The organism is Nocardioidaceae bacterium SCSIO 66511 (assembly GCA_023100825.1).
Taxonomy (GTDB): domain Bacteria; phylum Actinomycetota; class Actinomycetes; order Propionibacteriales; family Nocardioidaceae; genus Solicola.
On record CP095846.1, the window covers coordinates 1,983,254 to 1,997,268 of the forward strand.

The following is a 14,015-nucleotide window of genomic DNA, read 5'->3' on the forward strand; positions in this document are numbered from 1 at the left end:
ATCAACGACTACGCACCGAACTCACTGTGCGCCGAGACTGTCAGCGGCGTGAGGATGCCTGCTCGGACTGGTCGATCGCGCCCGATGCACCGCCGAACTCATCGGCGACCTCGCCGGCGACGTCGGCCGGGTCGTCGTGCTCGGATGCCGGGTGACCGTCTTCGTCGAGTCCCTTGTCGGCGTGCTGCAGCATCGTGTGTGCGCTGAGGAGTACGCCCACCGCGCAGAACACCGCAAGCGAGCCGAGCGCGAATGGCACGTGCAGGTTGAAGTGTTCGACGAGCTTGCCGGCGGCGAATGGCGCAAGGCCGCCGCCGATGAACCGGACGAACCCGTACGCGGCCGATGCGACCGGACGCTCGACCGGCGACACGATCATCACGGCCTGGGTGGTGAGCGTGTTGTTGATGCCGATGAAGATGCCCGCGATGATCACGGCGGTCACCAGTACGGCCCGGGTGTCGGGCCAGATCGCTATGACCGCGAGGTCGATTGCGAAGAGCGTGAGCGCTACGTACAGCGACGGTCCGGTGCCGTATCGGGCCTGCAAGCGCGGGGCACCTGCGACGGAGAAGATCGCGACCAGCAGACCCCACCCGAAGAAGACGAAGCCGAGCTGAATTGCCGACAGCTCCATCGGGAACGGCGCATACCCGAGCATGGTGAAGAAGCCCCAGTTGTACAGGAGGGCAGCAATGCTCATCTTCAGCAACCCGCGATGCCGAAGTGCCTTGAGTGGTGCGGATATCGAGGTGTGGTGTGTTGGTTTGGGTGTCGCGGGCAGCAGGATCAACGTGGCGACGAGCGCGATACCCATCAGCACGGAGACGCCGAAGAACGGCCCGCGCCAGCTGATATCGCCGAGGAGCCCGCCCAACAGCGGACCGGCCGCGATGCCGAGTCCGAGCGCCGCTTCGTACAAGACGATCGCGCCGGCGAAACCGCCATGCGCGGAAGCGACGATGACAGCGAGCGAGGTGGCGATGAAGAGGGCGTTGCCGAGTCCCCAGCCGGCGCGGAAGCCGATGATGCCGCCGATCGACTGGGAGAAGCCGGCCAGTGCCGAGAACGTCACGATGATCGCGAGGCCGGCGATGAGCGTACGTTTGGCTCCGAGTCGACTGGAGACCCAGTTCGTGACGAGCATCGCGACGGCTGTGACGACCAGATAGCTGGTGAACAGCAGGGTGACCTGGCTGGGGGAGGCGTCGAGCTGCGACGAAAGTGCGGGCAGGATCGGGTCTACGAGACCGATGCCCATGAAGGAGATCACGCAGGCGAAAGCGACTGCGTACACCGCCTTGGGCTGGCGGAACATGCTGCTGCCGCCGTGTTCGGTCGTGGGCGCTGTCACCGAGGGTCCTCCTTGTGGCTGGTGTGTACGTGTGCCGCGTCGGCGAGGCGCCGTAGCGCTGGAAGCGCGTCGACGAGCCGGTCGAGGTCGTCGGGTTCGAGGGTGCCGACCATTTGCGCGATCGTGCCGGCGTAGTGCTGCAGCCGCTTGCCGACCAGCGCTTCGCCGGACAGGGTCAGGCCGATGATGACTGCGCGACGGTCGCTCGGGTCGGGCGTGCGGTTGACGAGGGACTGGGCTTCGAGGCGGCGTACGAGACCGGTCATGGCGGGCTGGGTGACCGCCTCGCGATCGGCGAGCGCGGTGAGGCGCATCGGGCCGAGCCGGTAGAGAGCTCCAAGAGTCGACGCCGCCGTGCGGCTCAGGCTGGAGTCGGGAGTGATCCGACGCCAGGCGAGCAACAGCGAGTCGAGCACCTCGGTCGCCTCTGTCAGCGGGGCGGAGACCGGCGTACGTTGTGGCACGCAACCAGTTGTATCACGTGCTTATGTAATTCCACGATTCGCCGTCGGTGACGCCGGAGATTGATTCTGCATGCTGTACGCAGGCATAATGCAAGCATGGTCCAGCTCACGATCCGCGACGTACCCGTCGAGGTCAAAGAAGCACTCGCGTCCGCAGCGACCTCGCGGGGCCAGTCGTTGCAGGCGTACGCGCTCGGCGTACTCAAACGCGAGGCGGATTTCATGACCAACGCCGACCTCATCGCCGAGGTGGATCTCGACCGCGCACACCTCGCAGGTGAGGATGCGCCCGACGCAGCGGAGATCATCGACCTCGAACGCAAGCGTCGCGAGTGATTGTCGTCGACGCGTCGGCGCTCACCGAGATGCTGGCGTTCGCCGGGGAGAGGGGTGAAGCCGCCGCCCGTGCGCTCGGGCGAGACGTCGAGTGGTGCGCCCCCGCGCACTGGTCGGCGGAGGTGTTCTCCGCGATCCGAGGGCTCACGCTCGGCGGCCAGCTCAGCGACGCTGCCGGGCGACAAGCCGTTGCTCGAATCCCGCGCCTGACCATCGATGGAGTCGGCCTCGAAGGGCTCATGGGGCAGATGTGGGCGTTGCGTCCGGAGATCAGCGGCTACGACTCTGCGTACGTTGCGCTCGCTCGCTTGCGTTGTCTGACCCTGGTCACGGCCGATGGGCGGTTGGCGCGAGCGGCCGTGCGCCATTGTCGGGTCGAGGCGCTGCATTGATCCCCGTGGCGTGTGCGGGGCGACGGACCTGTCGCCGTAGGCTGGTCGGGTGCCCTTTGCACTCACCTTGCTCGACGGCGTGCGCTGGCGTGGCGAACCGCTGGTCGGCGAGCGTCCGCGCGCGCTCATCGAGGCGCTGGTCGAGGCCGGCCCCACCGGCCTGTCCACCGATGCCCTGGTCGACGCGGTCTGGGCAGACAAGCCTCCGGCGAACCCGACGAAAGCACTGCAGGTGCAGGTCTCGCGGGTACGCGCGGCTACCGACCAACGGCTGATCGAACGCTCGCCGGCCGGGTACCGTCTCGGCCTCGCTCGCGACGAGGTCGACTTACTCACCCACCGGGACCTGAGTGCGGCCGCCCGCGCGGCGTACGACGACGGCCAGCTCGACAAGGCGCTCGTCGCCGCGCGCCGCGGACTCGAGATCGGGCCGTCCGACGACCTGCGGTTGGTGGTCGCACTTGCCGGCAGCCGATCCGGAGACCACGCCGCGGCGCTGCCGGTCCTCGAGGAGCTCTTCGCGCTCGACCCGACCGACGATGTGCTGTCCTGCCTGCTGCGCAGCGAGGCAGCCGTACACGGACCCGCGTACGCGCTCGATCGCTACGAGCGCCATCGCCGCGAGCTCGCCGACCGGCTCGGCACCGATCCCGGTCCGGCCGTCCAGAGCGTCTATCGGGAGCTGCTCGCCGCCGACCGGCCGGTACGCGACGGTGTGCAGTACGACGGAAACGCACTGGTCGGCCGAGATACCGACGTGCGCGCGCTGCACACCCTCATCGCAAGTGCACGAGTCGTCTCGATCGTCGGTGCCGGCGGGCTCGGCAAGACCCGGCTCGCGCACGTGCTCGGCCGCGATGCTGAGCAGCCGGTCGTCCATTTCGTCGAGCTGGTCGGCATCGCGGCTCCTGAGGACGTCGTCGGCGAGGTCGGATCAGTACTGGGCGTACGTGACTCGATCGTGGCCCGCAAGTCGTTGACGCCCGAGCAGCGCGCCGACGTACGCGCGCGGATCGCGCAGCAGCTGTCCGTTGCGCCGAGCCTGCTCATCCTCGACAACTGCGAGCACGTGGTCGACGCCGTCGCCGATCTGGTCGCGTTCCTCGTCGCGACGTGTCGAGACCTACGGGTGGTGACGACCAGCCGTGCGCCGCTGAAGATCGCCGCCGAGCGGGTGTATGCGCTCGGGCAGTTACGGCCCGACGATGCCGTCGAGCTGTTCGAGGAGCGCGCGGTCGCGGCGCGGCCGAACGTCGCTCTCGACGAGCAGGCCGTCGCGGAGATCGTCGAACGCCTCGACGGGTTGCCACTTGCGATCGAGCTCGCTGCGGCGAAGGCACGGGTCATGTCGGTCGAAGACATCGCGCGGCGGCTCGAGAATCGGTTCGCCTTGCTGCGCGGGGGAGATCGAAGCGCTCCCGACCGCCACCAGACGTTGATCGCGGTGATCGACTGGTCGTGGAACCTGCTTGACGATCCCGAGCGCAAGGCACTGCGTTGGCTGTCGGTCTTCAACGACGGCTTCACGTACGAGGCGGCCGAGGCGATGCTCGGGCCGACGGCTCTGGAGAGCGTCGAGAGTCTGGTGCACCAGTCGCTGTTGTCGGTGCACGACTCGGGCTCGAGCGTGCGGTACCGAATGCTCGAGACCGTACGCGAGTTCGGCCGGATGCAGCTCGTCGACACGGGTGAGGACGCCGACGCCGAAGAGGCGCAGCATTCGTGGATGCGTTCGTACGCAGAACGCCATCTGTTCGTGCTCTGGGGCGAGCGGCAGGTCGACGCGATGGACGCTCTGCGGATCGAGGAAGGCAACCTCGCCGACGTACTGCGTCGGGCGCTCGCCGCTCGCGATCGCGAGACTGCCGTCGTCGTCTTCGCGGCGGTCGGGTGCTTCTGGTCGATCGTCGGGGCGCACGGACGCATCATCGCCCTCATCGACGCGCTCGAGGACGCACTCGACGGTTGGCGTCCGCCGCCCGAGCTCGTCGACCTCGCCCGGGTCGCGCTCGCGATCTCGTTGACGAATGCCGTGATAGCGGTACCCGAAGCCCATCGCTCGGCGCGCTCCATGCTCCGGGACCTCGGCGCGGAGTCGAAGCATCCCGCGATCCGGGCGGTCTGCGAGGTGACGCTCGCGTTCGATCCGTTCGACCCTGACGGCAGCGCGGAGCGCCTCGAGTCGCTTGCCGCAGATCCGGAACGGTACGTCGCGATGCAGGCGACGCAGTACCACAGCCATCTGCTCGAGAACGACGGAGACCCGGCGGGAGCGGCCCGGGCTGCTGAGCGCGCGCTCGCTCTGTGGCAGCCCGACGACGGTCCGTGGATAGCCGCGATCCTGCGTACGTCGTTGGCACAGCTGCTCGGCCAGATCGGCGAGTTCGACGAGGCCGCGAAGTATGCGGTCGAGTCGATCCCGGTACTCGACCGGCTCGAGGCCGTCGATGATGCGATCCAGAGCCGGGCCGTGCTGCTCGGCCAAGCGCTGGCGCACGGATCGTCCGATCAGGCCGAGCGGATCTTCGAGGAGATCGAACGCTGTGATGCGCGAAGGCCGGGGTTCGCCACCGGCTCGATCATCACAACGGGCCGCGCTGAGCTACTGCTCGTACGTGGTGAGATCGAGGCCGGCCTCGCGGCGTACCGAGGGGCGATCGAGCAGTCGCGGACGATTCGCTTCCCCGGGCTCGGTGACGGGTACGTGGGCATGGAGCCCTGGATCCTGGCCGCGGAGTCGACGGCGCTCGCGGCGTACGCCTTGCACACTGACGACGCGGGCGAAGACCTCTGGCAGTTGGTGAGTGACAAGGTGGAGCGAGTATCGCGCCCGGACCGGCTCCACCTCGACTATCCGGTGCTCGGTGTCGTTCTGTTCGGTCTCGGGATGTGGAGCCTGCACCGTGCGTGTGTGCCCGCCGAGGACGGCGTACGACTCTGTGTGTTCGCCGACCGCTTCGGCTACCCGCGGCGAATGCCAACCCTCGCGTGGGACAACGCGGTCGCCGCTGCCGAACGGTTCGCGCCGGGCGCACTGGCGAAGGTGTCGGATGAGTACGCCGACCGCCGTGGTCCCGAGCTCCTGCCCGAAGCACGCGAGTTCATCCTGCAGACCTTCCCAAACCACGCTGACACGTGAGAAGTAGTGCGCCGAGACGTGACTTCTGCTGAGCAGAAGTCACGTCTCGGCGCGGCACTTCTCACGTGTCAGCGTGGAGCTTCTCGCGTCTCGGCGTACTACATCTTGCGTTGGTACGACTTCACCGACAGCGGAGCGAAGACCGCGATCACCGCGGCACAGCCGAGCAGCGCCCAGCCGACCTCGGCCGTGACCGCGCCGTCGTTGGCGAGATCGCGTACGGCGGTCACGACGTGGGAGACCGGGTTGACCTTCACGAACGCCTCCAGCCAGCCGGGCAGCGTGTCCGCTGGTACGAACGCGTTCGACAGGAACGTCAGCGGGAAGAGGATCATCATCGAGATGCCCTGCACGCTCTGTGCCGAGCGGCCGATCGTGCCGACGAACGTGAACGCCCAGGCGAGCGACCAGCCGGCGACGATCACCAGCAGTGTTGCCGCAGCGACGCCGAGCACTCCGCCTCCCGGGCGGTATCCCATCGCGATGCCGGTCGCGAACGTCAGCGACGCGGCGATCGTGTAGCGCAACAGGTCGGCGACCATCGGTCCGGCCAATGGCGAGATGCGTGCGATCGGTAGCGACTTGAACCGGTCGAACACGCCCTTGTCCATGTCCTCGCGCAATTGCACGCCGGTCGCCATGCAGGTCGTCAGCGCGGTCTGCGCGAGGATTCCGGGCACCATCAACGGTAGGTAGCTGGAGACGTCACCGCTGATCGCGCCGCCGAAGATGTACGCGAACATCGCGGTGAACAACAACGGCTGAGCCGTCACGTCGAAGAACTGCTCCGGGTTCCGGCGCATCTTCTTCATCGCCCGCCAGGCGAGCGCGAGCGTCTGGCTGACGGTCTCGCCGATCGACACATGCGGTCGCGTCGCGGCGACCGGGTCCTCTTCGCGGAACTGCGGGGTGAGGCCGACACCCCCGCGACCGGCCTCACTGGTCATCAGATCTGTCATCACGCAACCTCCTCGGTGTGTGTCTCATCGGAGTCCTGTGTTTCGTGGCCGGTGATCGCGAGGAACACCTCGTCCAGGCTCGGTTTCTGCACGCTGACCGACGTGATCGAGACGTCGGCGGTACGCATGGCGATGAGTACGTCGCCCGCTTGGTCGGCCGCGTCCATCGCGACGTTCAGCCTGGCGCGCTCCGGGCTGAGGACCGGCTCGACGCCGAGCACCTCGCGTACCACCCCGACCGCGACGGGAACGTCGCCCTCGGCGGCGAGTTCGAGCTGCAGGGTCGAGACACCGACCGACGACTTGAGCTCGTCGGACGTGCCTTCGGCGACCTTGCGTCCGCGGTCGATGACGGCGATCCGGTCGGCGAGCTGGTCGGCCTCGTCGAGGTACTGGGAGGTGAGCATCACTGTGCAGCCGTCATTGACGAGATCGCGAATGGTGTCCCACATCTGGCCGCGGGTACGCGGGTCGAGGCCGGTCGTCGGCTCGTCGAGGAAGATCAGCGGCGGGCGGGTGATCAGACTGGCCGCGAGGTCGAGCCGTCGGCGCATGCCGCCGGAGAAATGCGAGATCGGCTTCTTCGCCGCGTCCTGCAGGCCGAAGCGTTCCAGGAGATCGGCAGCGGTGCTCTTGGCCTTCGCCGACCGAAGTCCCTGCAGGCGCCCGAACAACCATAGGTTCTCGGTTGCGGTGAGGTTCTCGTCGACGGATGCGTATTGACCTGTCACGCCGAGGAGTTGGCGTATGACGTGCGGTTGCTTGCGTACGTCTACGCCGAACACCTCGGCATGCCCCCCGTCGATGCGTAGCAGCGTTGCCAGCATCGAGAGCATCGTGGTCTTGCCCGCACCGTTGGGTCCGAGTACGCCGAACACCTCGCCGGTGCGGACCTCGAGATCGATCCCGTCGACGGCGCGGTGGTCGCCGAAGACCTTGACGAGGCCTTCAGTACGCACTGCCGTGCGGGTCGCCGGGCGGATGGCCCGGGTTGAAGTCATGGTGTCTGTGCTCATGCCGATGATCGTGCACCGGCACGGTTTCATCGCGGCTTCGAGCCAGTTTCATGCGACTCCGCGCCGTGAGACCGACGTTCGAGTGCGACACGCCGCGCGTGTCGCACCCGAACGTCCGGCCCACGGGGGAGGAGCTGCCGGGGCGCGGCTACGGGATGTCGAGGCTCAACGGCTCCACGTCCGCGTCGGCCAACATCGCGGGCAGCTCACGAACCCAGCCGGCGGGATCCGCCGACGCACGACGCCCGGACGGTACGTAGACCGTCGCCGTATCGCCCGACCGTGCAATCCGTACCGTCTGAGCGTGGTCGCGGAGCAGGTCGGCGGCGGCATCGGCGTCCGAGCTCGCCACCCGGACCGCGACAACGGCGTCGTGCGGCCGGTTGAGTGCTTCGGCGGCCTTGCGTGCCTCGGTGACATCGGCGGACCTGGCTGCCGACCCCGCGCGCGGTGCGAATCCGGCGTCTCGCGCCTGGGTGCCGCGTGAGGTCAGGATCGCGTTGTACAGCAGACGTGCGGTGCCGTCGGAGAACGCTCGGAAGTTCGGATCGGAGGAGAACACCGTGACGTCTCCGCTCCCGACCGGCTCGCTGATCTCGAACGCCGTCTCGCCGATCTCCTCGGCACCCTCCTGGTAACCGGACACGTACCAGTCGGCGGAGTCCGCGGCCGGGTACGCCGCGACGACGCTCGCCGGGTCGGACGCCGTCATCACCGGGTCGGAGTTGTACATCACCCAGTCATCGGATCCGACACCCTTGGTGAGCGGCGAGTTGCCCTCGACGCCGGTGCGGAAGAGCGTGCCGGGAGCCTGACCGGTCGGCTCGGTGAGCACCGCGGTGGAGAGCCCGAGCTGCGCGGCGAGTTGGGTGCCGCCCTGCCACCCGATCAGATGACCACCGTCGCTGACCCAGGCTCGCAGCGCATCGGCGCCGTCCGCACCGATCAGGTCGGCCATGGTCTCGGCATCTGTGTCGGGGACGATGAGCGTGTCGAGGCTCGACAAGGTCGACTCAGAGACCTGCGCCGGTCGTACGTCGACGTGCGGGATCTCCCAGTCACGGTCGAGGCGCCAGCGCAGCCAGCCCGCGCTCTGCGAGGGGCGGAACGGGCTGGAGTCGCGACTGAGCACGCCGACCGCGGCCAGTTTGCCGGGCAGCGGCATCGGGCGAACGCGCTGTCGGGGCAGCAGCTCGAGCGCGGACGCCTTGACCTTCGAGCCGGTGTAGCCGCCTTCGAGGTTCGACAGCAAGGCCATGCTCCAGCCGCTGACATCGTAGAAGTACGGGAACGGTACGTAGGTGTTCTCGTTCAGCATCGCCTGCACCCAGTGCTTCTCGGCCTGGGCAAGCGGCACCCAGTACGTGCCGCGCTGCATGGTCGCCGCGGCCGGCGCGCGGCCGTACTCCCGGAAGTCGGAGACGCGCACCGGTTTGGTGAGGCGATAGACCTTGACGCCGGCATCCTGCAACCGCTGGATCACGACGGAGAGGTCGCGCTGTTTGGCCTTCGTACCCGCGGAGAGGAAGTAGCCACAGACGCGCCGGCTCGGAACCGGTTGCTGCACGGTGTTGCCAGGGTTGAAGACCTCGTTGGGTTCGAGGCGACACTGCTTGCCCTGCCGCTGCGCCTGCACATAGCTGCGATGCCAGTCGGTCAGCACGCTCTTGCGATGGGTTGCACCCGCGTAGAGCGAGGAGATTCCCGACAGGTAGTGCTTGCGCGTCTGCGCGGGGTACGTGGCGGCCTGTCCGACCTCGAAGGTCATCCCGGCCGCGCCGAACTGCGTCGTCGGGACGGTGTCGCCGTAGCCCTGGAAGAACAGGTCGTAGCCGGACTCGTACGTCTCGAACTCGAGGCCCTCCGAGGTGAACGACGCCGCATTGGCAGCGCCGTAGAGGTTGTTGACCCAGTTGACCGACTGGCTCGACGTCTCGTGGTACGTCGGATCGGTGTTGGGCGGGAAGAAGTAGCCGTCACCGCCCATGCCGTGCTCGTCGATGAACAGCTGCGGCGGGAACTTGCGCAGCAGTGCGAGTTTCGCGTTGGTCTCGGGCTGCGTCTGTGCGAACCAGTCGCGGTTCATGTCGAAGGCGTAGCTGTTCTCGCGGGTATCAGCCGTACGGCCGTCGGGGTTCTGGCTGGGCATGAAGCCGACGAGTGCGTTCTTGGCGACCTTCTTGGCCACACAGTCGGTGCGGTCGGCGAGTTCGTACATGATCTGCAGACCCGCGTCTCCCGCGGCGGGTTCGTTGCCGTGCACGTTGCCGGTGAGCCAGAGGATCGCGGGCATCCGCTTGGCGATGGCCTTCGCCTGACCCTTCGGCAGGTTTGGGTCACGGAGCTTCGCGGCGTCGCGGGAGATCCGCTTGAGTGCCGCGGGCTTGACGTTGCCACTCGTACTGAGCAGCGCGTACTTCAGCGCCGTACCTCTGGACGTGTGTCCAGCGGTGCCGGTGACGACCTTGTCGCTGTTGCGGTCGATGACGTTCATGTACCGATACAGCTGGCGAACGGTGGCCGGATGGTCGCCGAGCTCGAAACCCAACGACTCCTTCGGGCTCGGAACCTCGCCCGCATACTTCGGTGTGGTGGTGAGGACGCCGCACGGCGCGGACTGCTTATCGGCGCTCGGCGGGTCGGCGACCCCGGGGGACGTTCCCGCTGCGATTGCACCGCCGCCGATGATCAGTGCTGCCGTTGCCAAGCCGATGCTGATCCGCCGCATGGTGCCCTCTCGTCCAGGTCCGTCGTACGCGCCGAAAAACGTTTCCGTGTGGTCGAACCCCGCGAGAGTCCAGGTCTGGACGTCCGAGCGTGAGCAACGTATCCCGGGCTCGAGCACTCGTCAATGCGGGCTCGACAGCGAATAGACAGGGGATAGGCAGCGGTCTGCGGGACGCTCGGGTGATCGATGTTGACTACCTGGAGGTGTGCGATGCCAACGGAATACGTGTTCGACTCGGCGTCACATCCGTACCGGTGGTCGCTGTCGTACCAGCGGGCATGGCAACGTGTCACGTTGCACGGCGTGTTTGCCGTGGGGAGCGGATGCTTGCCGTGCAGAGCGCGCGGGAAGTGGCGCTTCACCATGCTTACTTGGTAAACGACCACCACCGAATCGGCGAAAACCCAACAGAAACGGGAAAGTCGGCGACGAACCCCCAGGCCGAGGCTCGCGGCCCGCGTCGCCGCGTCTTTGCCCGGCCGTCGAGGTAGCAAGGCCGAAAGCGACGAGAAATCGGGCAGGCTGGTAGTCGCACCGAAAGCGCGGTTGAAGCCGGCAGCGGCGAGGGGTGACGCGGCGGGTTGACGCCGGAGGAGCCAATCTCCACCGGGGCCGTACGAGCAGAAGCCCGGAGCGATTCGCGTTCCGTAGGGGCAGGGCGTTGACAGCGCGAACCGCGAGGGTTAGATTCTGCGCAATCCGTAAACGTTTACGGGCTTCGGCTCGGTCTGTCCTGTAAACGTTTCCGACCTCCGGGAGAAGCACGATGACGCAAGACCCCCATGCTGCGCCGACGATCCACACCGTCGCCGACGCCGCAGGCGTGTCTATCGCTTCGGTCTCCCGAGTCCTGAACGGATTGACGACCAACGAGGAGACGATCCAGCGCGTACGCGCAGCTGTCGATGAGGTCGGGTACGTGCCCAACTCGGCGGCGAAGTCGCTGAAGACCAGCCAGACCGGACAGATCGCGTTCGCGATGGAGAACATCGGCAACGCGGCGTATCTCGCAATGGTGCAGGCGATCCAGCCGGTGCTGCGTCAGGCGGGATACCGGCTGCTGTTGCACAGTACGAATGCCGACACCTCCGACGAGATCGACGTACTCCGCAGCCTCGGCCAGCGTTACGTCGACGGGTTGATCATGTGCCCGCTGCGGGTGACTCGTCGCCACCTCACCGAGCTCAAGCGCGCACAGTCGCCGGTCGTGGTGATCGGTCGGCTGCCCAAGTCCTGCCCCGTGGACAACGTCCATGTCGACTCGCGTCCCGGCGTCGCCCGTGCGGTGGCGCACCTCGCCGAGCAGGGGCGTACCCGGATCGCATTGGTCGATGGGCCGCTCGACACCGTGCCGGGCAAGTCCCGGTACGCCGGCTACCAGGACGGTCTCGCCGAAGTGGGCATGACCGAGGACGCCGCTCGGGTCGCGTTCACTGACTTCACCGTCGAAGGGGGAGCGAAGGCGGCTGCCGAGATGTTGAAAGCCAAGCGGCCGCCGGACGCGTTCTTCGCGGCCAACGACTTGATGGCTCTCGGCGTCCTACAGGCGGTCCGCGAAGCCGGGCTCGACGTACCCGGCGACGTAGCCGTCGTCGGCATGGACGATACGGAGTTGGCGACCTCTTCGTGGCCGCCGCTGTCGAGTGTGTCGCTCGGCGCGCGCGAGCGTGGTCGGCTCGCGGCGGAGCTGCTGCTCGAGCGGCTGGCAAATCCCGGGCGTACACCGCACCGGATCAGCGTCGAGCCCGAACTCGTCGTACGTGCGAGCTCCGGTACGGAGAGCACTCGATGACCGCGACGACAGCGCCGACGGCACGCAAACCGTTCGTCGGCAACGGTGCCTGGCTGCTGCTCCTTCCTGCGCTGCTGCCGATCCTCGTCCTCAGCGTCTATCCGCTGTTGCGCGGCGTCTATCTCGGCTTCACCGACGCTCGCGCCGGCTACAACCTCCAGACGAACTTCATCGGCCTCGACAACTACCGCGAGCTGTTGTCCGATGAGCTGTTCTGGGAGTCGTTCCGGATCGGACTGGTGTGGACGGTGTCGGTCACCGTGATCCAGTTCTTCCTCGCACTCGGCCTCGCTCTGCTCCTGAACCTCGACCTTCGGGGTCGCCTACTTGCCCGCACCCTTGCGGTCGTGCCGTGGGCGATGCCGCCCGTCGTCGTCGGCATCATGTGGTCGCTGGTGTACCGGCCGGATGCCGGTCTGCTGAACGAGATCCTGTACCGCGTCGGCCTCGAAGACCTCGGCGCGAACTGGCTGGGGGAGTTTCACACCGCGCTTCCTGCCGTGATCGTGGTGGGCGTCTGGGCAGGCATGCCGGTCACGACGGTCGTGCTGCTGGCCTCACTACAGGGTGTTCCGCACGAGCTGCACGAAGCGGCGGCGATCGACGGAGCCAGTGCGTGGTCGCGGTTCAAGAACATCACCTGGCCGCATCTGCGCAGTGTGGTCGCCGCCATCACGACGTTGAACTTCATCTGGAACTTCAACTCGTTCGACCTCGTGTACGTCCTCACCAAGGGTGGCCCCGGCGGCAAGACGACGCTACCGATGCTGTTCGCGTACGACGAGGCGTTCCGCTACGGCAACTACGGGTACGCGGCCGCGCTCGGCAACGTGATGGTGCTGATCGTGCTGGTGTTCATCCTGATCTACCTCCGCCGCCGGCTGAAGGAGTCCGCATGAGCACCGAAACGGCGAAGCCGGCGCGGGCGGTGAGCGATCCGGGTCGGTCGACCGCCACGCGCTCGCGGCGTCCGCGACGCCGCAACCCGATGAACCATGTGTCGCCAGGCGTACGCGCACTTCAGTACGCAGCCCTTGCGGCGTACCTGGTGTTCCTGGCGTTCCCACTGCTGTGGATGCTCTCGACCGCGTTCGCCTCGCCCCAGGATCTCGTCGCGTTGCATCCCGGGATCATCCCCGACAACCCGACGCTCGACAATTTCGTCGACGCGTTCACCGAGCAGGCGTTGGTGCGCTCGGCGTTCAACAGCCTGATCGTCGCGGTCGCGAGCGCCGCATTGACCGTCGTACTCGCGGTTCCGGCGGCGTACGCGTTGGTGCGGCTGCGCACGTGGATGACCAAGCCGGTGCTCGGTTGGGTGCTGCTCAGCCAGCTGTTCCCGTTCATCCTCGTGGTGATCCCGATCTTCCTGATGCTGCGTGACGCGCAGCTGGTCGATACGCGGATCGGCCTGATCCTGATCTACGTCGTGTGGATCATGCCGTTCGCCCTCTGGATGCTGCAGGGCTACGTGCGCGAGCTGCCGGTCGACCTCGAGGAGGCTGCGAGCATGGACGGCGCGGGGAGGGTTCAGATCCTGCGCGCGATCGTCTTCCCGCTGCTCCTGCCCGGCATCATCGCCACCACCCTGTTTGCGTTCATCACCGCTTGGAACGAGTTCTTCTTTGCACTGGTGCTGATCAAGAGCCCCGAGCTCGAGACGCTCCCGCTGACGCTCGCGCGATTCGTCGGTCTCGAAGGTGTCGCCCGTCTCGGCCCGCTCGCCGCCGGCTCGCTACTCGCAACGATCCCGAGCCTCGTCTTCTTCTCGTTCATTCAGCGCGGTCTCACCGGCGGACTGATGTCCGGTGCGACCAAGGGATAAGGAGCCCAAC

The 14,015-nt window shown here is 67.1% G+C and carries 11 protein-coding genes; 6 read left to right on the top strand and 5 right to left on the bottom strand.

The features are described 5' to 3' along the window. Positions 1-40: 40 nt before the first annotated feature. Positions 41-1,354, bottom strand: a complete 1,314-nt coding sequence (locus tag MU582_09295; protein UPK76816.1) for an MFS transporter — start codon at positions 1,352-1,354, stop codon at positions 41-43. Continuing rightward, positions 1,351-1,818 carry a MarR family transcriptional regulator gene (locus tag MU582_09300; protein UPK76817.1) on the bottom strand — a complete coding sequence of 156 codons (468 nt, stop codon included), beginning with the start codon at positions 1,816-1,818 and terminating at the stop codon, positions 1,351-1,353. Before MU582_09300 ends, MU582_09295 begins: the two co-directional genes overlap by 4 nt. Before the next feature lie 96 nt (positions 1,819-1,914). On the opposite strand from MU582_09300, the gene MU582_09305 reads away from it, so the two are divergent. Genes MU582_09305 through MU582_09315 form a run of 3 tightly spaced genes read left to right on the top strand, consistent with a single transcriptional unit; the run spans position 1,915 to position 5,685 of the window. After that, positions 1,915-2,154, top strand: a complete 240-nt coding sequence (locus MU582_09305; GenBank protein UPK76818.1) for a hypothetical protein — start codon at positions 1,915-1,917, stop codon at positions 2,152-2,154. Continuing rightward, positions 2,151-2,546 carry a type II toxin-antitoxin system VapC family toxin gene (locus MU582_09310; GenBank protein ID UPK76819.1) on the top strand — a complete coding sequence of 132 codons (396 nt, stop codon included), beginning with the start codon at positions 2,151-2,153 and terminating at the stop codon, positions 2,544-2,546. The genes MU582_09305 and MU582_09310 overlap by 4 nt, the downstream gene beginning before the upstream one ends. A 49-nt stretch (positions 2,547-2,595) precedes the next feature. Continuing rightward, a complete protein-coding gene (locus MU582_09315) occupies positions 2,596-5,685 on the top strand; it encodes an NB-ARC domain-containing protein (protein ID UPK76820.1) in 3,090 nt (1,029 codons plus the stop codon). 98 nt (positions 5,686-5,783) lie between these two features. Here the strand turns inward: MU582_09315 and MU582_09320 are convergent, their stop codons facing one another. The 3 genes from MU582_09320 to MU582_09330 all read right to left on the bottom strand — a co-directional run bounded on the left by MU582_09320 (position 5,784) and on the right by MU582_09330 (position 10,388). Then, positions 5,784-6,644: an ABC transporter permease gene (locus MU582_09320; GenBank protein UPK77139.1), complete on the bottom strand. Its 861-nt coding sequence runs from the start codon at positions 6,642-6,644 to the stop codon at positions 5,784-5,786. Next, positions 6,644-7,660 (bottom strand): ATP-binding cassette domain-containing protein, encoded by a 1,017-nt coding sequence (locus MU582_09325; protein UPK76821.1) that lies wholly within the window; start codon positions 7,658-7,660, stop codon positions 6,644-6,646. Before MU582_09325 ends, MU582_09320 begins: the two co-directional genes overlap by 1 nt. A 148-nt stretch (positions 7,661-7,808) precedes the next feature. Then, a complete protein-coding gene (locus MU582_09330) occupies positions 7,809-10,388 on the bottom strand; it encodes a hypothetical protein (protein UPK76822.1) in 2,580 nt (859 codons plus the stop codon). Between the two features lie 766 nt (positions 10,389-11,154). Here MU582_09330 and MU582_09335 point away from each other — a divergent pair. From MU582_09335 to MU582_09345, 3 genes are read left to right on the top strand one after another with little or no spacing between them, the layout of a single operon-like run. Then, positions 11,155-12,180: a LacI family transcriptional regulator gene (locus MU582_09335; GenBank protein ID UPK76823.1), complete on the top strand. Its 1,026-nt coding sequence runs from the start codon at positions 11,155-11,157 to the stop codon at positions 12,178-12,180. After that, on the top strand, positions 12,177-13,079 hold the full coding sequence (locus tag MU582_09340) for a sugar ABC transporter permease (GenBank protein ID UPK76824.1): 903 nt from the start codon (positions 12,177-12,179) through the stop codon (positions 13,077-13,079). Before MU582_09335 ends, MU582_09340 begins: the two co-directional genes overlap by 4 nt. Beyond that, positions 13,076-14,005: a carbohydrate ABC transporter permease gene (locus MU582_09345; protein UPK76825.1), complete on the top strand. Its 930-nt coding sequence runs from the start codon at positions 13,076-13,078 to the stop codon at positions 14,003-14,005. Before MU582_09340 ends, MU582_09345 begins: the two co-directional genes overlap by 4 nt. Positions 14,006-14,015: the final 10 nt, after the last annotated feature.